The sequence below is a fragment of the Neisseria sp. HMSC055H02 genome (assembly GCF_001813335.1).
GTDB lineage: Bacteria > Pseudomonadota > Gammaproteobacteria > Burkholderiales > Neisseriaceae > Neisseria > Neisseria sicca_C.
This window is the reverse complement of record NZ_KV812063.1, coordinates 81,140-100,728: the sequence shown is the minus strand read 5'-3', so window position 1 is coordinate 100,728 and position 19,589 is coordinate 81,140. Positions and strand designations below refer to the sequence as shown.

19 protein-coding genes and 1 pseudogene are annotated in these 19,589 nt (G+C 51.2%); 12 read left to right on the top strand and 8 right to left on the bottom strand.

The features are described 5' to 3' along the window. Positions 1–25: 25 nt before the first annotated feature. From kdsB to HMPREF2907_RS01130, 6 genes are read right to left on the bottom strand one after another with little or no spacing between them, the layout of a single operon-like run. Entirely contained in the window at positions 26–787 is a 762-nt protein-coding gene (gene kdsB / locus HMPREF2907_RS01155) for a 3-deoxy-manno-octulosonate cytidylyltransferase (protein ID WP_003743970.1), read from the bottom strand. Then, positions 784–966: a Trm112 family protein gene (locus HMPREF2907_RS01150; protein WP_002238882.1), complete on the bottom strand. Its 183-nt coding sequence runs from the start codon at positions 964–966 to the stop codon at positions 784–786. Before HMPREF2907_RS01150 ends, kdsB begins: the two co-directional genes overlap by 4 nt. Before the next feature lie 58 nt (positions 967–1,024). After that, positions 1,025–1,606: a DUF2059 domain-containing protein gene (locus HMPREF2907_RS01145; protein ID WP_070679222.1), complete on the bottom strand. Its 582-nt coding sequence runs from the start codon at positions 1,604–1,606 to the stop codon at positions 1,025–1,027. A 49-nt stretch (positions 1,607–1,655) separates the two neighbouring features. Further along, on the bottom strand, positions 1,656–2,336 hold the full coding sequence (locus HMPREF2907_RS01140; protein ID WP_318258966.1) for a DUF2059 domain-containing protein: 681 nt from the start codon (positions 2,334–2,336) through the stop codon (positions 1,656–1,658). Between the two features lie 49 nt (positions 2,337–2,385). Then, positions 2,386–3,405, bottom strand: coding sequence for a tetraacyldisaccharide 4'-kinase (lpxK, locus tag HMPREF2907_RS01135; RefSeq protein WP_070679202.1), 1,020 nt, complete (start codon positions 3,403–3,405; stop codon positions 2,386–2,388). A gap of 52 nt (positions 3,406–3,457) precedes the next feature. After that, entirely contained in the window at positions 3,458–4,654 is a 1,197-nt protein-coding gene (locus HMPREF2907_RS01130; protein ID WP_070679201.1) for a PIN domain-containing protein, read from the bottom strand. 151 nt (positions 4,655–4,805) lie between these two features. Between HMPREF2907_RS01130 and xseA the strand changes: the two genes are divergently transcribed. The 5 genes and pseudogenes from xseA to HMPREF2907_RS01105 all read left to right on the top strand — a co-directional run bounded on the left by xseA (position 4,806) and on the right by HMPREF2907_RS01105 (position 9,535). Next, positions 4,806–6,155, top strand: coding sequence for an exodeoxyribonuclease VII large subunit (xseA, locus tag HMPREF2907_RS01125; RefSeq protein WP_070679200.1), 1,350 nt, complete (start codon positions 4,806–4,808; stop codon positions 6,153–6,155). Between the two features lie 547 nt (positions 6,156–6,702). Beyond that, positions 6,703–7,470: a CDP-diacylglycerol--serine O-phosphatidyltransferase gene (gene pssA / locus HMPREF2907_RS01120; protein WP_039407180.1), complete on the top strand. Its 768-nt coding sequence runs from the start codon at positions 6,703–6,705 to the stop codon at positions 7,468–7,470. A gap of 3 nt (positions 7,471–7,473) precedes the next feature. Further along, entirely contained in the window at positions 7,474–8,283 is an 810-nt protein-coding gene (locus tag HMPREF2907_RS01115) for a sulfite exporter TauE/SafE family protein (protein WP_070679199.1), read from the top strand. Between the two features lie 35 nt (positions 8,284–8,318). Next, a pseudogene (locus tag HMPREF2907_RS01110) lies at positions 8,319–8,564 on the top strand (CsbD family protein); the annotation flags it as partial. Between the two features lie 221 nt (positions 8,565–8,785). Further along, complete coding sequence (locus HMPREF2907_RS01105; protein WP_070679197.1) at positions 8,786–9,535, top strand: class I SAM-dependent methyltransferase; 750 nt, start codon at positions 8,786–8,788, stop codon at positions 9,533–9,535. Positions 9,536–9,668: 133 nt separating this feature from the next. Here HMPREF2907_RS01105 and HMPREF2907_RS01100 read toward each other — a convergent pair whose 3' ends face one another. Next, positions 9,669–10,850, bottom strand: coding sequence for an alpha/beta hydrolase (locus HMPREF2907_RS01100; protein WP_083310632.1), 1,182 nt, complete (start codon positions 10,848–10,850; stop codon positions 9,669–9,671). A gap of 117 nt (positions 10,851–10,967) precedes the next feature. On the opposite strand from HMPREF2907_RS01100, the gene HMPREF2907_RS01095 reads away from it, so the two are divergent. The 7 genes from HMPREF2907_RS01095 (at position 10,968) to HMPREF2907_RS01065 (ending at position 18,330) form a co-directional block, all read left to right on the top strand. After that, positions 10,968–11,885: a LysR family transcriptional regulator gene (locus HMPREF2907_RS01095; RefSeq protein WP_318258965.1), complete on the top strand. Its 918-nt coding sequence runs from the start codon at positions 10,968–10,970 to the stop codon at positions 11,883–11,885. 171 nt (positions 11,886–12,056) lie between these two features. Beyond that, the gene (locus tag HMPREF2907_RS01090; RefSeq protein ID WP_070679195.1) at positions 12,057–12,503 is read left to right on the top strand and encodes a tetratricopeptide repeat protein; all 447 of its coding nucleotides are present in this window, start codon (positions 12,057–12,059) and stop codon (positions 12,501–12,503) included. Positions 12,504–12,535: 32 nt separating this feature from the next. Beyond that, a complete protein-coding gene (locus tag HMPREF2907_RS01085; RefSeq protein WP_070679194.1) occupies positions 12,536–13,516 on the top strand; it encodes a carboxylesterase family protein in 981 nt (326 codons plus the stop codon). 156 nt (positions 13,517–13,672) lie between these two features. After that, a complete protein-coding gene (locus HMPREF2907_RS01080; RefSeq protein WP_070679193.1) occupies positions 13,673–14,536 on the top strand; it encodes an SDR family oxidoreductase in 864 nt (287 codons plus the stop codon). Next, entirely contained in the window at positions 14,523–15,371 is an 849-nt protein-coding gene (locus HMPREF2907_RS01075; protein ID WP_083310631.1) for an ABC transporter ATP-binding protein, read from the top strand. The genes HMPREF2907_RS01080 and HMPREF2907_RS01075 overlap by 14 nt, the downstream gene beginning before the upstream one ends. Positions 15,372–15,711: 340 nt before the next feature. Then, positions 15,712–17,031, top strand: a complete 1,320-nt coding sequence (locus tag HMPREF2907_RS01070; RefSeq protein WP_070679191.1) for an MFS transporter — start codon at positions 15,712–15,714, stop codon at positions 17,029–17,031. A 312-nt stretch (positions 17,032–17,343) separates the two neighbouring features. Further along, positions 17,344–18,330: an IS110 family RNA-guided transposase gene (locus tag HMPREF2907_RS01065; protein WP_070679190.1), complete on the top strand. Its 987-nt coding sequence runs from the start codon at positions 17,344–17,346 to the stop codon at positions 18,328–18,330. A 136-nt stretch (positions 18,331–18,466) separates the two neighbouring features. Here HMPREF2907_RS01065 and HMPREF2907_RS01060 read toward each other — a convergent pair whose 3' ends face one another. Beyond that, the gene (locus HMPREF2907_RS01060; protein ID WP_141754382.1) at positions 18,467–19,534 is read right to left on the bottom strand and encodes a hypothetical protein; all 1,068 of its coding nucleotides are present in this window, start codon (positions 19,532–19,534) and stop codon (positions 18,467–18,469) included. Positions 19,535–19,589: the final 55 nt, after the last annotated feature.

The following is a 19,589-nucleotide window of genomic DNA, read 5'->3' as shown; positions in this document are numbered from 1 at the left end:
TTGAATTATTGAAACTTACCAGTTTTCAGACGACCTCAAACGCAGCCCTGACCCTGTCCAAATCCTCTTGCGTATCCACGCCGGCGGCTGGGGCTTCTTTGGCGGTTTCGACGGCAATCGGGTAGCCGTGCCACAGGACGCGCAGTTGTTCCAGCGATTCGATGGTTTCCAGCGGCGAGACGCTCATTTCGGCATAGCGTTGCAAGAAACCGGCGCGGTAGGCGTAGATGCCGATATGGCGGAGGACGGCGGTTTCGGCGGGCAATTCGCGTTTTTCGGCGCGCATGGCATCACGCGGATACGGAATCGGGGCGCGGCTGAAGTAGATGGCGTTGCGATTTTTGTCGAGGACGACTTTGACGACGTTGGGGTTCATAAATTCGTCGAAATCGTGCAATTCGTGCGCCGCGGTCGCCATCTGCACGTTGTTTTCCACCAAGACTTCGGCGGTGCGGTCGATGAGTTCGGGGGCAATCAGCGGCTCGTCGCCCTGTACGTTGACGACCACCAGATGTTGCGGCAGCTTCAGCGCGGCGGCGGCTTCGGCAAGGCGGGTCGTGCCGCTTTCGTGCCGGTTTGAAGTCATGACGACTTCGACGCCGTGCGCCTGACAGGCCGTCTGAATATCGGGATGGTCGGTGGCAACGACGACGCGCGCCGCTTTGCTTTTTGCCGCCTGTTCGGCAACGCGCACGACCATCGGTTTGCCGTGGATGTCCGCTAAGGCTTTTCCGGGCAGGCGCGATGAATCCAGCCGCGCCGGAATCAATACGACGAATTCGGTCATGCTTTGAGTTCCTCTTCGCTCAACGGGCGTGCTTCGTTTTCCAGCATGTAGGGAATGCCGTCTTTAATCGGATAAGCCAGCTTCGCCTGACGGCTCCACAACTCTTGTTTGTCCTGATGATATTCCAGCCTGCCTTTGGTAACGGGGCAGACGAGGATGTCTAAGAATTTTTTTTCCATGGGTTTCTTTCGTTTGATAAATTGGAGGTCGTCTGAAATATTTTCAGACGACTATAATTTATTTCTTATGCTTTTTCCCAACCTGTTTGGCTTGTTTACAGCTTGTATCAGGGTTTTTGCCGCCACACATGATACCTTGTATCTCTTTCGCAAATTCAGGCATATGACGCTGTACAGCTTTTTCTGTTAATGCAAATCCAAACGTCGATATTTCACTCATCGCTTGATTGAGCATAAGAGGCCTCTTGGCAACAACAGTCTGCCCGACAGGCGAACTATAAAAGGCAATCATGCTGTCAACTTCTTCTTGCGTGTATGTCGATTTAGCATGCTTTAATAAAGTATTGTGGACAGTTTGTTTCACTTCGGGCGTTATCAAATCTCTCAAAACATTTTCGCGATAACGGTCAATAGCTTTTGCCATTTGCTCTTTTTTCGCTTCCGGTATTTTGGCAAGGGCTTTATCTGCATATGGTTTAAATCCAATATTGAAACTGTCAATCATATTTTTTTCCATATCCCGGTCAAAATTCTGCGTATCCAACCAACGCTCCAGCGACGCGTCGCTGGGTGTAGCGGCAAATGCGTTGGCACACAATGCAAAGGTGGCGAGGGGCAATAACAAGGTTTTCAGTTTCATCATTCTTTTCCTTTCAACAAAAAATAAATATTTTCAGACGACCGAAGCGTTATTTGAAAAATTTCGGTAAAAATTTATTGCCTTTGCTCAAAAGACGATGTGCCTGTTCCTCAAAAGCAGGCGTATATCTATCGCTTGCACTGCTGAAATTATCGCTCAAAGTTCTGTGGATAATTTTATCATTCAGCTTATCGAACCGCTCTATTTTTCCAAGTGCAGATTTCCCGGCACCATCTCCAAATGCTTCGGAAATCTTCTCAATTTCCGAGCGGCTCAAATAATTTCTAATGCCTCCGCTGCGCCGTTGGCGGTTTCTTATCTTCTTCAAAATATTTTTCCCTTGGGCTGAAGAGAAAAACCGGTTGATCACATCGACTTCTTCTTGAGTGAATAGTTTTTGTACGGCGCGCTTTTCTTGATTCAGCCATTGTCTTTCCATCTCCGGATGGGTCAATTCGGCATGCATATCTTCAATATAGCGGCTTATCAATGCCCGCATCTTTCCTTTTTGAGTTAAAGGAGTCATAGACAACAAACGGGCATTGATTTCTTTATCCACCATCTCCAAAGAGCTTTCTAACTTATCTGCGTAATAGCTGTTTATGCCTTGGATTTCCAGAAATTTACCCGCAGCACTATCACTCGGCCTTGCCCTTTTTTTGGCAACCACATTTTGAGCGCAAGTTAATAAAGCTGCACAAAAAACCAGCAAATATTTCAATTTCATCATTCTCTCCTATTACGTTGTTTGAAACTGTTTTAAAACATCCGGGAAACATCTATAAGCGTTTAGATTCTAACATTTTTGAAACAAATTCCGCCAAATCAGGTTCGATTATCGCACAAACGGGCAACACCCATACATGATTCAGATTGAGGTCGTCTGAAAACTTGACCGCATCCTTTTCCGTAATAATCACCGCATCCGCATTGGGAAAATCTGCCGCTGCAATGTCGGCATGGTCGGGAAGCGCGACGGTTTGGTTCAAGGTGATGCCCATGTTCTGCAGTGAATCGAAAAAACGCTCCGGCTTGGCGATACCCGCCACGGCGGCGACGGTTTGGTTTTTCAGACGACCTGTACCCAGTAATTCGGACGGCTGGTTCAAACGGTAAATCTGTCCCGTTTCGATACGGCTGTGAAACATATTTTCAGACGGCACAAACGACGCATCCGCCTTGCCTCCGCTGACGACGACCGCATCCACCGAATCCAGTCGCGACAAAGGTTCGCGCAAACTGCCGTTGGGCAGCAGATCCAAATCCGTGCGCCCCGTATCTGCGGCCGGAAACACCGCGATTTCCACATCCCGCCGCAGGGCGTAATGCTGCAAACCGTCGTCCGCTACAATCAGCCCGATATCGGGATGCGCCGCCAGCAACGCCCTGCCTGCCTCCGCACGGCTGCTGCCCACCGCCGTCGGTGCGCCGGTTTTACGGAACAGCAGCAAAGGCTCGTCGCCCGCATCTTCCGCACGGCTTTCGGCATTCAATACATGAACCGCCTTACTCTTGCGCCCGTAGCCCCGGCTGATGATGCCGACCTTGACGCCTTTTTCCTGCAAACCCGACACCAGCGCGGCGACAATCGGCGTTTTCCCCGTCCCACCCGCATGGATATTGCCGACCACGACCACAGGCACGGGCAGCTTTTCGCTTTTCAGACGGCCTGAAACGAAATCATCGCGCCGTTTTGCTGCAATTTTGGCGAAAAGTATGGATAAGGGTTTGAGCAGGAAAGATAAAAACGGATTGGGGCGTTGCCAATGGCGTTCGATGATTTGATGGAGTTTGGGCATTCGGGCATCTTTTGGGGTATGGGATAAGGGAAATATCCAAAACAGGCAAACCTTATTTTTTTGGATAGTTCACTTTCCCTAAATTATCAATAGAAAATTTTTTCTGACTGACAAGCACATTAATTAATTTTTCAATATGGTTATCCGATAATTTCAGAATGGATTTGAAAGAATTGATTATTGCTTTTTTGGTTTTTGGTTTATTTTTAGCTGACTTATTAAAAAATTTCTGTACTGCATTCAGTATCTTAATATCTTCTTCTTTGCTGATAATATCAATCCGTTTCGGAATTTGAATCTCCAAAGGGAAAGGGGCATATTCTATCTTGTCGCCTTTGATACGTATCAATTGCTGGAATTCGCAGTATTTTAAAATATCATCTAATGTATTTTCTTCCACTTCCAAACAAAATATTTTAGATTGCGAACGCAGAACATTTCTAGCGCCCTGTACCGTTTTACTTTTTGATTCAATCAGCTTGCACGTCAACTTCTCTAAAATATCATTACTGCTAATGTGATAATTCACAAAATTAGTATCAGGATTGAACGAAATCAGTTTTTTATTAAGCATACTTTGGATAATTTTCCCAACTATTTCATTTTGTTGTTCTTGATTAAAGGGGATTAATTCTTGATACAAAACAGAATGCAAGCGCGATTCCAAATTGTGAAAAACGGTCGGTCTGAAAGCACTGGGCGGAATTAATGCTGCAATTACCTTTCGTACACATGAATTAATAAATGTAGGAGATTGATGTAAAGCAACAGGTTCAGAATACACAATTTCCGCTTCTTCGGCGGAGTGCTTATCCTTTGAAAGATTAGGTTCTTGTCCTATCTGTTGTTTTTTCATTTCCAATAACAATTCCTCATTCTTCCCTGCATCCTCCAAACTTCCCAATCTGACAATACCCTTACACAAATGCGCATCTTCCAAATGTTCGACTAAAACATCAAATCCCCCGTCCCTCGAAAGAATGCATATCAATGCCTCCTTGTCCCGTTCCGTAATCTTGCCTAAATAATAGGCAAGATAAAAATCCAAAGCATTTTTGCCTGTCTTTGCGATCCGTACGAAATGAACATTTTTCCCAAACCTGCATAAGGCTTCGCAAAGCTCCACCGATAAAGTTTTTTGTTGCAGCTTTCCCAGAAAAAGCCAGATATGGCAGTTTTCTTCACTCACTCCGCTCAATTGCGATGCTTCCGGTTGGACGTTTTCAAAATCAATCAAAATATGTTTCATAACAGTATCCCGTAATGTTTTCGTTTAGAGGTTGACAATATACTATTAAAATAATATCCGGCAAAGACTTCTTTCAGACGGCCCTTTCCGCACAAATGCCGCCCGAAACCCCTTATAATCCAACCTTTCCCCATTTCTTCCCGCCCTCCCGATGTCCGAACTCTTCGCGCCCTCCTCCATTTCCGTATCCGAACTCAACGCCCTCGCCAAAGCCTTGCTGGAAGACCATCTTGCCGGCTTTTGGATTGCGGGTGAAGTGTCCAACCTGACCCGTGCCGCCAGCGGACATTATTATTTCTCGCTCAAAGACAGCCGCGCGCAGGTGCGTTGCGCGATGTTCAAGGGTGCGGCGGCACGTTTGGCGAAACCTTTGAAAGAAGGCGACCATATCGAAGTGGCGGGCAAAATCAGTATTTACGAGGCGCGGGGCGAATTTCAGATCACGGTGAACGAGGTGCGGCTCAAAGGCTTGGGACAGCTTTACGAAGCCTACGAGCGGCTGAAGGCACAGTTGCAGGCGGAAGGCGCGTTTGCGGCGGAACGCAAGAAACCTTTACCCGCCCGAGCGCAATGTATCGGCATCGTAACCAGTCTGGCGGCGGCGGCATTGCGCGATGTCTTTACCACCCTGAAACGCCGTGCGCCCGAAATTCCCGTCATCGTTTATCCGACCGCCGTTCAAGGCGCGGGCAGCGAGTTTCAGATTGCCCAAGCGATCAAAACCGCATCGCAACGCGCCGAATGCGATGTGTTGATTGTCTGTCGCGGCGGCGGCAGCATTGAAGACTTGTGGGCGTTTAACGAAGAGCCTGTTGTGCGCGCCATCGAAGCCTGCGCGATTCCCGTCGTCAGCGGCGTGGGACACGAAACCGATTTCACGCTTGCTGATTTCGTCGCCGACGTACGTGCGCCCACACCGACCGGCGCAGCGGAACTGGTCAGCCCCAACCGCCAAGAATCGTTACACCGTCTCGCCCAAGCCCAAGGTCGTCTGAAAACCGTTTTGGAACAACGCTATTTCGATGCCAGCCAAAAGCTCGACTGGCTCGCGCGGCAAATCCGCCACCCGCGCCAAAAACTCGGCGAACAGCGCACCTACATCCACAAACTGGCGCAAACCCTGTCCTACTCGATGACGCAAAACGTCCGCGCCCACACCGCCCGTTTCGAACGCCAAACCCAAGCCCTGAAACATTGCCGTCCCGATATTTCCGTTTACCGGCAAGACATTGACCGTTTTCAGACGACCTCGTCGCACGCCTTCCGCCAACTGCTCGCCCACCGCCGACAAAGCCTGACCGCCCAAACCGCCCTGCTCGAAGCCGTCTCGCCGCAGCAGATTCTGGAGCGCGGCTTCTCCGTCGTCAAAAACACACGCGGACAAGTCATCCGCAACGCCGATGTTTTGAAGCAAGGGCAGAAACTGCACATCACTTTTGCCGACGGCGAAACCGACGTGCGCGTGACCAAAGAGCAGGCGCAGCGGGAATTGTTTGATTAATCGTCGGCTTGAATGAAAAAGGTCGTCTGAAAACAGGGTCGATTAAAATAGAAACCGCCCTTGCCGTTATTCTCGCGCAGGTATGAATCCGGAGATTTGGAATAATGGCGTTCCGAATCCTTCCGAAAACCAAAAATCCGGATGAATGACGGTTCTGATGCTTTTTCTTTGCGCTTATTATTTGAACATTTGCTTTGACAAAATTTGATCCGCCTGTTTTCAGACGGCCCGTCCCTCACGAATCCCTTTCGCCGATATGGCATGAATGCCGAGTCCGCGGGCCAATCATGATTTTCGCGGGCAAAGCCCACGTTACACGCTGTTGTTTGGTTGTTCGGATTTGATAAAAATATGGCAATTTACGACTGATTGTTCCTGTTTTTAGAAAGACAGCAAAACTCATATTTCGGTAAAAAGGTCGTCTGAAAGTGAACAAACCCAGTTGTGTTCACACATTTTCAGACGACCTCCTGCACATTCCGGAATCATTTTCATCTCAATACGGTATAATCCCTCCATCTGCTTTGTACTGCATCATCAAACGATTATGGACAACATGCAAAACCAACCGCCAATCCCGCCGCGCAATTCTCTGCGTCGGAACAGTATTTACCTGCTGCCCAACTCCTTTACCATCGCTGCGTTGTTCTGCGCCTTTTTCGCCATCACCCAATCCATGCACGGGCGTTATGAGACGGCGGCGATTGCAGTATTCCTCTCCATGCTGCTCGACGGCATGGACGGTCGCGTGGCACGGCTGACCAACAGCCAAAGCGCGTTCGGCGAACAGCTCGACAGCCTTGCCGACATGGTCAGTTTCGGCGTTGCGCCCGCCTTGATTGCCTATAAATGGCAGCTTTGGCAGTTTGGCAAAATCGGTTATTCCGTCGCCTTCATCTACTGCGCCTGCGCCGCCCTGCGCCTCGCCCTCTTCAATACGCTTATCGGCAAAGTCGATAAACGCTGGTTCATCGGCGTTCCCAGTCCGACCGCCGCCGCGTTGATTGTCGGCCTGATTTGGGTCAACCACAGCATCGAACGCTTCCCCGGCGTGCATTGGTGGGCTTTGGGCATCACGCTTTTCGCCGGCATTTCCATGATTGTCCAAATCCCGTTTTGGAGCTTTAAAGAAATCAACATCCGCCGCCAAGTCCCGTTTATGGGCATGGTGCTTACCGTGTTGGTCTTGCTGCTCATCAACTGGAAACCTTCGCTTGTACTTTTTCTGTTTTTCCTAGGTTACAGCCTATCCGGCTACATCATGGCGGTATGGCGCTGGTTGAAAAAACGCCGTAAAACCAAAAAGGTCGTCTGAAAAATGTGGACTTGGGATATTATCCTCGCCCTGCTCGCCGTCGGAAGCGCGGCGGGTTTTATTGCGGGATTGTTCGGCGTAGGCGGCGGTACCCTGGTCGTCCCTGTCGTCTTGTGGACACTGCAACTGCAAGGCATCAGCAGCCACCCCTACGCCCAACATCTCGCCATCGGTACATCCTTCGCCGTCATGGTATTCACCACCTTCTCCAGCATGTACGCGCAGCACAAAAAAAGCGCCATCGACTGGCAGACTGTCCGCCGTATGACCCCCTCCATGATATTCGGCGTACTGATCGGCGCGGTAACCGCCAAATACATGCCTACCCGCGCCCTGCAAATCTTCTTTATCGCATTCCTAACCCTTATCGCCCTCAAAACCCTGACAGACTCCAAACCCAAAGCCTCGCGCCACCTGCCCGCCCTACCCGGCTTAAGCGCGGTCGGCACATTGTTCGGCGCAGCTTCGAGTTGGGTCGGCATCGGCGGCGGCTCGCTGTCCGTCCCCTTCCTGATGTATTGCAACTTCCCCGCCCACCGCGCCATCGGCACATCCTCCGGCCTCGCCTGGCCGATTGCGCTCACCGGCACAATCGGCTATCTCGTTACCGGCTGGAACGTTCCCGACCTGCCACACGGCTCCGGCGGCTTCCTCTATTTACCCGCCGTCGCCATCCTCAGCATCGCCACCATGATTTTTGCTCCGCTCGGCGTCAAAACCGCGCACAAACTCCCCGCCCGCCGGCTCAAAATCTCCTTCGGTATCATGCTGCTGCTGATTGCCATAAAAATGGCTTGGAACCTTGTCCGTTGAATTTTTCCAAACGTTGCTATCATTAAGAAGGCTCGAGCGGCAAATTAGACCAAATCAGCGGTAATGGAAAAGAAAAAGCCGGAGAACTATTAAACGATTCCAAACTCCAAGCAGAAGGCGTAATACAACAAGACATCGGCAAAGTCGAAGAAGTTGCCGCCGACATTGAGGAAAAAGCAAGCGACGTATTGAAAAAAGGCAAAGAAGAAGCAGGACATCTGGTTGACGAGGCAAAAGAAAAAGCCGAAAACCTGATTGACGACATCAAAAGCAAGTTCTAATCCATCCTTGTCGTAAACTATGTCAAAAGGCCGTTTGAAACACGATTTCAGACGGCCTTTATTTCAGACAGCGCAGCTACCCTAAAATCGCCTGCTCCCCATCTAATCAAGCTTTCAGACGACCCCGCTGGATAAATCGATAGATGAATCCAATGTTTTAACGGCTTTGTCGAATCCCGACTCGAGATACGCATCGTTCAACCCTCAACAGGAGAAGCACCATGCCTTCCGCCAAGCTCATCCAAAAACTCAAACCCGCCTTACAAAACCCGCTTCCGCCCGAACAAGACGGTATTCTGTTGTGCCTCGATTCCGCCAACGTAACGGGCGACAACGCCAAATATATGAACATGTACAATCGCCTCGCCCGTTGGTACGACTTCGGCGAACGCTGGATAGCCCGCCTCAGATACGGCAACAGCATCAACGAAACACGGCGCAGCCTGATGGACGAACTGGAGTGGCGGCAAGACTGCACCGCGCTCTATGTCTCCATCGGCACTGGTACCGATTTAAACCACCTGCCCGCCGACATCAACCTCTCCGCGCTGGATTTGACCGGCGCCGACCTGTCGCTCGGCATGTTGGCACGCTGCCGCGACGTATGGCGGGAAAAAGCGGCGGGCTTGGACTTGGTACACTGCAACGCCGAAGATTTACCCTTTGCCGACAATATATTCGACGTCGTATTCCATGTGGGCGGCATTAATTTTTTCAGCGACAAACAAAAAGCCATCAACGAAATGCTGCGCGTCGCCAAGCCCGGCACCAAAATCATGATCGCAGACGAAACCACCGATTTCATCCAACAACAATACAAAAAAAGCATATTCACGTGGAACTACTTCCAAGACACCGATTTCGATCTGACACAAATCGAAAACTGCATCCCCAAAACCGTACAGGAAAAGAAAACGCGGCTGCTGTGGAACAACCGCTTTTACTGCATTACCTTCCGTAAACCTGCTTAAAACAGCCGCCGCGTTTGCTTTTTCAGACGGCCTCGGAATCTGAAAAGGTCGTCTGAAAAATAAAAAGCAGCCTGCACTCGTTACAAAAAAGTACAGGCTGCTTTTACGCTTTCAGGTAGCCTTTCAGACGACCTTAATGCAGATTCGCCTTAAAGAACTGCTCAAACTTATCAAACGGAATCTTGCCTCGGGTGTTGTCATACAAATCCGTGTGGTTCGCACCCGGCACGATGTACAGCTCTTTGTTTTGGCTGCCCAGAGATTTGAACGCGTCTTCGCTGAAATAGCGCGAGTGTGCTTTTTCGCCGTGAACGATTAAGGCGGGGGCTTTCAACTCGCCTGCGCGTTGCAGAATCGGCATGTTGATGAACGCCAGCGGGGTGGTTTGCGACCATGCGCCGTTGGAATTGACGGAGCGTGGGTGGTAGCCGCGTTGGGTTTTGTAGAAGCCCGAATATTCGCGTACAAACTGCGGGGTGTCGGCGGTCAATTTGTCTTGCGAAGGCAGGTGGTTGTCGGGGCTGCCGTGCGACGGCGTGCCGCTTTCCGCGTCTGCCCAGCGTTGGGTGTTCATGCCCTGTTTGGCTTGGTAACGCGCTTCGGCAGTTTGCGCGGGGGCGCGGTCGTGGCCGCCTTGGGCGTTCTGCTTCATGTTGATTTCGTAGCCGTTGGCCATCACGCGGGTCATGTCGTACATGGTGCTGGTGGCGACGGCTTTGATGCGGGTATCGCCCACAGCGGCGTTCAACGCCATGCCGCCCCAGCCGCAAATGCCCAAGATGCCTATTTGTTCGCGGTTCACGAAGTTTTGCAGGCCGAGGAAATCAACGGCGGCGGAAAAGTCTTCGGTATTGATTTCGGGCGAAGCGATATTGCGCGGCTCGCCGCCCGATTCACCGGTGAACGAACCGTCAAATGCCAAGGTTACAAAACCGCGTTCTGCCATCGCTTGGGCATATAGGCCGCTGGATTGCTCCTTCACCGCACCGAACGCGCCGGCCACCGCAATTGCGGGCAGTTTCTGGCCTGAACGGATATTTTTCGGCACATACAAATCGCCAACCAAGGTGATGCCGTAGCGGTTTCGGAATGTTACTTTGTGGTGTTCCACTTTATTGGACTGAGGGAAAATTTTGTCCCATTCTTGGGTAAGCTGCATGGTTTGAACTCCTTTCATCGGGGTAATGGACACGTCTGCCAGCGCATGGTCGGACAAAGTCAATGCAACGGCGGCTGCGGCGGCAGTTTTCAGGAATGATTTTTTAGCTTGATTTTCATGGGGTTGCTCCGTTATTTGCTTATCGAATGAGTGCATTATAGGGATGGACTGTTTCGCAAACAATGAATAAAATCTGAATTGTTAATTCTAGAATATGGAACAATTAAGGTGCAGGCTGCCTGAAAAGGTTTTCAGACGACCCGAACCAATCCCTTGAAAATCAAAATGGACAAACTCAACGCCCTAAAATACTTCTGCTCCGCCGCCGAAACCCTGCAATTCCGCGAAACCGCGCTGCGCCTGTCCGTTTCGCCGCAGGTGGTAACGCGCGTGATTGCCGAATTGGAACAACACCTCGGCGAACAGCTTTTTACCCGCAACACACGCAATATCCACCTGACCGAGTTTGGCGCAGCCTTCCTGCCGCGCGCCCAGCAGCTCCTTGCCGACAGCGAAAACCTGTTTTCTGCCGCCAAAGAAAAAGACGAGATACGCGGCATCGTCCGCATTACCGTCCCGCAGTGGAACGATAACAGCCGCATACTCACCCGCCTGCTGGAAAAATGCGCCGACTATCCCGAACTTTATATCGATTGGCGCAGCAACGACGCCAAACTTAACGCGGTGGAAAACCAACTCGACATCGGCATCCGCATCGGGACACAGGCAGAAGATTTGATGATTGTCCGCAAAATCTGCGACACCACCGACAAAATCGTCGCCTCCCCCGCCTATCTCGCCCGCCACGGCACGCCGCAAAGCCTAGACGAATTAACCGGCCGTTTCCCCGCATCGTCGCTCATTAACGCCAACACCAACCGCCCGTGGGGCTGGCCGCTCAACTCAGAAATGCACGTTTTTCCAAAAAACATCCGTTTCATCACGGACGACCCTGCCAACGAACTCGCCGCCGCACTGGCAGGCAGCGTTGCCGCCTATATCCCGGAACATCTGTGCCGAATCCACCTGCAAAACGGCGAACTGGTGGAACTCTTCCCCGAAATCCCGCGCCGCCCGTGGCAACTCTACATCTACCGCCCGCAACGCACAGTAACTTCCGGGCGCGTGTTAAAAGTGTTCGACTGGCTGACGGAGGTGTTGCGGGAAATGTATGGCAAAGAGGCTACCTGAAAGTGCAGGCTGCTTTTAAGGCCGTCTGAAAGCCCGAAAAGCAGCACCACAGGCACGCACATCGGTTTGCCGAATCGCAGATTCGGACCGATGGCAGCCTGCACCCCGCCGCTTGCCGTAAACGCATGATATTCCTACAATCCCCCTTTCCCCACTTTTAAAGAAACACCCATGAAATCCAAACTATCCGCGCTTGCCATCTCCGCTCTTCTCGCCGCCTGTTCTGCCGTCCCGCAGCATAACGAGCAGGCGAAAGCCCTGCTGGACAAAGGCATCGCCCTGTATCAAAAACAGGATTACCAACACGCCAAGCCCTACTTTGAGCAGGCGCAGCAGGCGGGGCATATGAAAGCGCCGCGTTATCTGGGCCTGATGTATCTGAACGGCGAAGGCGTCGCCAAAAATGCACAAACCGCTTTTGTCTACTTCACGCAGGCTGCCGAAGCGGGCGACATCACGGGGCAATACTGGCTGGGCTATTGCTACGAAAACGGCATCGGTACGGCAAAAGACATGACCCAAGCCGTGCGCTGGTATCAGAAATCCGCCGCACGCGGCGACCATGTTTCCCAGCCTGCCATTGACGCGCTGAACCGCTTGGGCGTGAAAGCAAATTAACTGTTTCCCTCAACCTTTTAAGGAGTAATCTCATGAAAAAAACCGCCACCGTCATCGCCGCCGGCCTGCTGCTGGCAGCCTGCACCGCCACGCAAAACACCGCTGAAAACAGCCCCGCCGCCCAAAGCACGCAAAATCCCGCTTGGGACAAGCAATACGGCGGCGCGGACAAATCCTACGACAGCCGCCTGCTCGCCCTGCGCGAGCAAATCGCCCCGCGTTTTGAAGTGCTGACCTTCAAAGACCCGCAAACGGGCAAGGAAATGCAGTACAACCTGTACACGCCGAAAAATCTCGAACCCGGCCGCCAATACCCGCTGGTGATGTTCATTGCCGACGCCAGTACCGCAGGCAAAGGCGTGAAAGCCCCGCTGATGCAGGGCTACGGCGGCATTATTTGGGCAACCGACGAAGCGCAGGCGAAACACCCCGCCTTCGTCCTCGTGCCGTCCTACACCGAAACGGCGGTTAACGACCAATGGCAAACCTCAGACGAAGTCGGCATGACCCTGCGCCTCGTCAAAAGCCTGATGACCCAAAAACTGATCGACCCCGACCGCGTTTACACCACCGGCCAATCCATGGGCGGCATGATTTCCTTTTATCTCAACAGCATTGAGCCGGATTTCTTCGCCGCTTCCATGTTCGTCGGCAGCCAATGGGACATCAACGTATTAAAACCGCTGACGCGGGCAAAATTCATCTACACCGTTTCCGCCGCCGACCCGAAGGCATCGGCAGGCATGGCGCAAGTCGGCGAAATGCTGCAACAAAACAAAGTCGCCTACGCCGAAACCGAGTTTTCCGCCAAACTGCCGCAGTCCGAACAAAACGCAAAAGTCCAACAAATGCTTGCCCAAGGCAGACGCATCAACTTCATCCGCTTCACGCCGAATACGGTGATTCCAGAAAACAGCACCCACAAAGGCGCGGAGCATATGTATTCGTTTGATTACGCCTACCTGCTCGAACCAGCCCGTGATTGGCTGATGCAGCAGAAACGGGAGAAATGAGTTCTGTGATTCGAAGGTCGTCTGAAAAATCTTCATATCGGTTTTCAGACGACCTTTACTACTTCTAAAAGGTCGTCTGAAAATCCGTCTACCCTAAAGCCACTTTTTCAGCTACCCTTCCCCTATTATTTTCCTCCACTTCCCAAGGAGTTCCCCATGAACATCGCCATCACCGGCGCCAGCGGCAACATCGGAGGCATGGTCGCCCGTCATCTGAACACACGCGGCCTGCCGCTGATTCTGCCGCTGCGCAACCCCACCAAAGCGCCCGCCCTGCCGAACTGCGAAGCGCGGCGGTTTGCCTATGACGATTTGGAGCTTGCCAAGCAGGCGTTAAACGGGGTGGAGGTGCTGTTTATGGTGTCCGCCGCCGAGAGCCCGACGCGCGAGCAGGAGCATTTGACTTTGGTGCAGGCTGCTTCGGAAGCGGGCGTGAAACACATTGTCTATCTCTCTTTTGCACAGGCGGCGTTGGACAGCACCTTCACGCTGGCGCGCACCCATGCGGTTACCGAAAATGCGATCCGACAAACAAATATGCGTTACACCTTTCTGCGCGACAATTTTTACAGCGAGATGATGGCAACGATTGCCAACGCAGACGGCATCATCGCAGGCCCTGCCGACGATGGGCGCGTTGCCTGCGTTTCGCAGCGCGATGTTGCCCAAGCGGCGGCAAACGTCATCGCCGACATCGCATGCGGCAACCACCGCCACGATAATCAAACCTACACGCTGACAGGTTCCCAATCATTAAGCTTCGCTGAAATAGCCGCCGTCCTAACCGAAATTACCGGTAAACCGCACCGCTACCACAACGAAACCCTAGAAGAAGCCTTCGCCAGCCGCAAAGCCGCGTACCCTGACGCGCCCGACTGGCAGATTGAAGCATGGGTTTCCACCTACACCGCCATTGCTAAAGGCGAACTTGCCGCCGTTTCAGACGACCTGCCGAAATTGCTAGAACGCGAGCCGCGCCGTTTTGTCGAAGTTGCAAAGGATATTTATGATGCAGCCTGAACATACTCCCTTAATCGAATTCAAAAACGTCAGCAAACGCTACGACAACCACACCGCTGTAAACGAACTGAATCTGACCATTTATCAAGGCGAGTTTTTCGTGTTGGTGGGCGGTTCGGGCAGCGGCAAATCCACCACGCTGCGCATGATTAACGCGCTGACCGAGCCGACCGACGGCGATGTTTATTTCAACGGCAGGCGTATCAAAGATTACGACATCCGCGGGCTGCGGCACCGCATCGGCTATGTGCTGCAGCAAATCGCCCTGTTCCCCACCATGACCGTGCGGCAGAATATCGAGCTGATGCCCGACATTTTGGGCTGGGACAAACCGAAGCGTACATCGCGCGTGAACGAACTGCTCGAGCTGGTCGGTATGCCGCCCGAAACCTACCTAAACCGCTATCCGCACGAACTCTCCGGCGGCGAACAGCAGCGCATCGGCATCCTGCGCGCCATCGCCGCCAAGCCCGACATCTTGCTGATGGATGAGCCCTTTTCCGCCCTCGACCCGCTCGCCCGCGCTTCCCTTCAGGAAACCGTGTCCCTGATACACAAAAAACTCGGCACCACCATCGTTTTCGTTACCCACGACATGAACGAAGCCGCCAAACTCGCCTGCCGCATCGGCGTGATGCACCAAGGCAGGCTGGTGCAGGTCGATACGCCGCAGGATATTCAAAACCATCCGGCGGATGACTATGTGCGCTCCCTGTTCGGCGCGGCGCAGCCGGAAAACACCGCCTCCGCCGAGGAAGTCATCAACCTTTACCGCCGTTTGGACGCGGACGGCAAAGCGCGGGTAAGGGAGCATTGGGCAAAAGAAGAAAATTAGAAAAGGTCGTCTGAAAACGGACATATCGGATTTTGCCCAATCGTTTTCAGACGGCCTCAAACCATTTTCAGTACACACTCAAGCACCGGGCCTACTTTCCGGTAACACCCAATTTCGCAAAAACTCTACTGTAAGTCCAAATCAAAAGCATCTATGTCGTCATTCCCGCGCAGGCGGGAATCCACTTTTGAATTTCGGCAACCGTTTTGCAAATATCTGTTGTTCAAAGTTTCCGACGGTTTTCCGCCTGCGCGGGAATGACGGCAGCTGGCAGGTACCGTATCAAAAATCAAGCGAATCTGCTATATATACTTCCTCAAAATCCCAAAGGAGAATCAAGATGGACATTCTTTCCCGCCTGCAAGCATTGCCGCCGGGCAGGTTCCACTACAAATTACTGGTATTGGTCGGCATCGGTTGGCTGTTTGACGCAATGGATACCGGCATCGTGTCGTTTATATTGCCCGCATTGGGCAAAGAATGGGGTTTGCAGCCGGCGCAACTGGGCTGGATAGTCAGCATCGCCTTTATCGGCATGGCACTGGGGGCGGTAGCGAGTGGCTGGCTGGCAGACCGCTTCGGCAGGCAAACCGTATTTGCCGCGACCATGGCAGTGTACAGCACGGCGACAGGCCTATGCGCCTTCGCTCCCGACATTGCAACACTGCTTACCTGCCGCTTCTTTGTCGGCGTAGGATTGGGCGGGCAGCTCCCCGTCGCGGTGTCATTGGTCAGCGAATACGCCCCTCCGAAAGTACGCGGTCGGTTTATCGTCTTACTGGAAAGTTTTTGGGGCTTAGGCTGGCTTGCCGCCGCACTCGCTTCCTATTTCTTTATCCCAAAATTCGGCTGGCACAGCGCGTTTTTAATCGGCGCACTACCGATTTTGTATATCCCGCTGGTGTTGAAATTCATCCCCGAATCCGTCCCATACCTGCTCTCGCAAGGCAAAACGGACGAAGCGCACCGGCTGGTCAGCCGCTTGGAAAATGAAGCGGGAATTACGCCCGCCGCAACAGCCGTAGCACCGCCGCAACAGCAAAAACAGCGCATCCGTTTCATACAATTATGGCAACAGCCTTTCGCACGGCGCACGCTGATGCTGTGGCTGGTCTGGTTCGGCATCGTCTTTTCCTATTACGGCATTTTTACTTGGCTGCCGAAACTCTTGGTCGAACAAGGCAATACGGTGGTCAAAACCTTTGAATATGTGCTGGTGATGATCGTCGCGCAACTGCCCGGCTACATCGCGGCAGCGGCATTGGTGGAAAAAATCGGGCGCAAAGCGACTTTGGCGGGCTTTCTCGCTGCCTGTGCCGTCTGCGCGTGGTTTTTCGGACAAAGCAGCAGCGCCGCCGAAGTCATGGCGTGGGGCAGCCTGATGTCGTTCTTCAACCTCGGCGCATGGGGCGTTTTATACACCTACACACCCGAACTCTACCCCCTCCGCTTCCGCGCCTTCGCCTCCGGCTGGGCTGGCGCAATCGGGCGCATCGGCGGCATTCTCGCGCCTATGGTGGTCGCCAAAATGGTCGGCGGCAGCGAAGGATTCGGCAATATATTCATGATGTTTGCCGGCGTGATGATGCTGATTGTATTGGTAATTTTGGCTTTAGGTGAAGAAACGAAAGGCAGGACGCTGGAGGAAATCAGCTCTTAAAAAACCGTATCGGCAGCCCAAAATCAGCAAAAGGTCGTCTGAAAACGCCAAATTGGTTTTCAGACGACCTTTATGCTAGAGATTTTCAGACGACTTTTGAGGTCGTCTGAAAGTTTGAAACAATAGTTTGAAAGGCAAAAAACGCGTGCGTGCGTACCGCACACACCCTTGTATATCGGAACTCCCGTATCATAGCAACAAACCGCCCGGCCGCCACCCGCATCCGACCAAGGCAAACAACCGTTGAGTAGCTCAGGGAGCGGTCGGGCAACCCATCGACACAACCGGACAGTTGCCAGACAACACAACCGAATGCAAGGCAGGTTTATGATGAGTACCCAACACAATTACGCAGGCATCGACATCGCCAAACGAAACTTCGTCATCGCCGTTTCGTCTTTGTCTAAAACCAAAACCGAAACCAACAACCCCAAAGGGATCGCCCATACCGTCGAATACCTTAAAAAACACAACGTCGCCCTCGTCGTGATGGAAAGCACCGGCGGTCTCGAAATCCCCGCCGCCAAAGCCATCCACCGCGCAGGTATGGCCGTGATCATCGCCAACCCGCGTCAGACGCATCAGTTTGCCCAATCGCAGTCGCTGACCAAAACCGACGCCAAAGATGCCCAAATGCTCGCCTTCTTCGCACAGATGATGATGCAGAAAGAAGGTTGGCAAACCATGCTCTACCAACCGCCCACTGAAGCGGAAGAAGTGTTGGAAGCATTGGTCAACCGCCGCAACCAACTGGTGGATATGCGGACTGCCGAGAAAAACCGTCTGCATCAGGTTCATGAAACGCAAGTCGAAAGCGTCAAACAACTGATTGCCCATTTTGACCGGCTGATTGACGAATTGGACAAACAAATCGATGACCACACCCACACGCATTTTGACGGCAAAGCCCAAGTAGCGGAACAAATCAAAGGCATCGGTTCGATAACGACGGCTACGCTGATGGCGATGCTGCCCGAATTGGGGCGGCTGAGCCACAAACGGCTGGCGAGTCTGGTCGGTATTGCCCCGCACCCGAGGGAGAGCGGGGAAACCAAATTCAAAAGCCGCTGCTTCGGCGGAAGGTCTGCGGTGCGTAAGGCGCTGTACATGGCTACCGTGGTAGCGACACGTTTTGAACCGCTTATTCGGGATTTCTATCAGCGCCTGCTGTTCAAGGGTAAGCCGTATAAGGTTGCCGTTACGGCATGTATGCGCAAACTGCTGACAGTATTGAATGCCCGGATGCGTGATTACTTTGCCGAAAACGGTACCACCGAAAACGGTATCCAAACGGCTTGATTTGAGTTTTTGTATTTTTGCCCGACGGGGTGAAAAATACAGTTGCTACACCTTGGTTCTAAAGTTTGTGCCATCCGCAGGTGGGGTGTGTGGCGCAGCCACGAACGCGGTTGGCGGGGGTGCAGGCTACGGCTTGCTATTTGTTATCTAAAAAAGTCATCAGAAAATTCTCAAGTTCTTCTTCATATGCTAGATTTGGTTTTCGGACTGATGCTGGGTTAATTTTAATAATTGCCACAAGCCATTTAACCAGATCACAGAATGCAGCTTCTACTTTCTCTTTAGTTGGATTAGCATGTAATCCAGCATTAAACAAATCAATTAATCTGTCAGTCTCTTTCCCAAGAGTTTCTAAAGAAGACATATTATTATTTTTTTCACACTCAATAGTAATGTATGCCCAAATTCTATTTTTATATTGGGTTTTTCCAACTTTTCTATCTCTCCAGGGTTTCTCTTGAGCAGGAAACAGATAGTCTGCCAATTTTTCCAAAAATCTTCTACCTGATAATGCTGCTTGGGCTAAATCTTCATCAGTCTCTGCCCTTTCTAATGTTCTAGAAGCAGCTGCTAATACATCAAAAAGCTTAGGATGAAGCTCTTCTAGTGCATAGATAATATCCGATATGTCTTCATTTTTCAGATCAAGCATGTTTGTAAAAAATTCCTCAAATGACTCAATCCTTTTGAAATGATTCAACGTATCAAAGTTATCGAATATTGTTCTTCTTGCTCCTATACATTCATGCTTTACTTTAAAACCATGTTGCACGAGCAATTCATTTTCATAATTTTCTGGATCTTCATTAAAACCATAGAATATGGAAATAATCCCGTTCTCAATACGGAACAATTCAATCAAACTGTTTCTAAAAACCTGAAGATGGATATTATTTGAGAATTTAATATCCATAGCTCCCAAATAAGGATCAAAAATATTAAGTTTTTCATGAAGTGATTGAGCTGTTTTTATATCCATATTTTGAAACATCCAACAAAAAATTGTTGAAGTTAGAAATGAATTATAAAGTTTTTCTCTATGGATGAGATTTAGTGTGGTTGGTGTGTATATTTCTTTAAGTATTATTCTATAATCATTTATCCTCAGTGGCTTTTCACCATTGTGAATGATAACATCTCCAATAGATACGCGCATGCTACGTTTTGTGCTTTGTAATACATGAGTTTCTAAAATGGCTTTCATGATGGAAAAACCATAATAAGAACCCAAAGTTGGATGATCTGAATTAAATAAAAAA

Coding starts and splice junctions, on each gene's coding strand:
- HMPREF2907_RS01130 (WP_070679201.1), bottom strand. CDS start 4,654: ATGAAACATATTTTGATTGATTTTGAAAACGTCCAACCGGAAGCATCG.
- HMPREF2907_RS01065 (WP_070679190.1), top strand. CDS start 17,344: ATGCAAGGCAGGTTTATGATGAGTACCCAACACAATTACGCAGGCATC.
- HMPREF2907_RS01060 (WP_141754382.1), bottom strand. CDS start 19,534: ATGAAAGCCATTTTAGAAACTCATGTATTACAAAGCACAAAACGTAGC.
- HMPREF2907_RS01070 (WP_070679191.1), top strand. CDS start 15,712: ATGGACATTCTTTCCCGCCTGCAAGCATTGCCGCCGGGCAGGTTCCAC.
- HMPREF2907_RS01075 (WP_083310631.1), top strand. CDS start 14,523: ATGATGCAGCCTGAACATACTCCCTTAATCGAATTCAAAAACGTCAGC.
- kdsB (WP_003743970.1), bottom strand. CDS start 787: ATGACCGAATTCGTCGTATTGATTCCGGCGCGGCTGGATTCATCGCGC.
- HMPREF2907_RS01145 (WP_070679222.1), bottom strand. CDS start 1,606: ATGAAACTGAAAACCTTGTTATTGCCCCTCGCCACCTTTGCATTGTGT.
- HMPREF2907_RS01105 (WP_070679197.1), top strand. CDS start 8,786: ATGCCTTCCGCCAAGCTCATCCAAAAACTCAAACCCGCCTTACAAAAC.
- HMPREF2907_RS01140 (WP_318258966.1), bottom strand. CDS start 2,336: ATGATGAAATTGAAATATTTGCTGGTTTTTTGTGCAGCTTTATTAACT.
- pssA (WP_039407180.1), top strand. CDS start 6,703: ATGGACAACATGCAAAACCAACCGCCAATCCCGCCGCGCAATTCTCTG.
- lpxK (WP_070679202.1), bottom strand. CDS start 3,405: ATGCCCAAACTCCATCAAATCATCGAACGCCATTGGCAACGCCCCAAT.
- HMPREF2907_RS01080 (WP_070679193.1), top strand. CDS start 13,673: ATGAACATCGCCATCACCGGCGCCAGCGGCAACATCGGAGGCATGGTC.
- xseA (WP_070679200.1), top strand. CDS start 4,806: ATGTCCGAACTCTTCGCGCCCTCCTCCATTTCCGTATCCGAACTCAAC.
- HMPREF2907_RS01090 (WP_070679195.1), top strand. CDS start 12,057: ATGAAATCCAAACTATCCGCGCTTGCCATCTCCGCTCTTCTCGCCGCC.
- HMPREF2907_RS01115 (WP_070679199.1), top strand. CDS start 7,474: ATGTGGACTTGGGATATTATCCTCGCCCTGCTCGCCGTCGGAAGCGCG.
- HMPREF2907_RS01150 (WP_002238882.1), bottom strand. CDS start 966: ATGGAAAAAAAATTCTTAGACATCCTCGTCTGCCCCGTTACCAAAGGC.
- HMPREF2907_RS01085 (WP_070679194.1), top strand. CDS start 12,536: ATGAAAAAAACCGCCACCGTCATCGCCGCCGGCCTGCTGCTGGCAGCC.
- HMPREF2907_RS01100 (WP_083310632.1), bottom strand. CDS start 10,850: ATGCACTCATTCGATAAGCAAATAACGGAGCAACCCCATGAAAATCAA.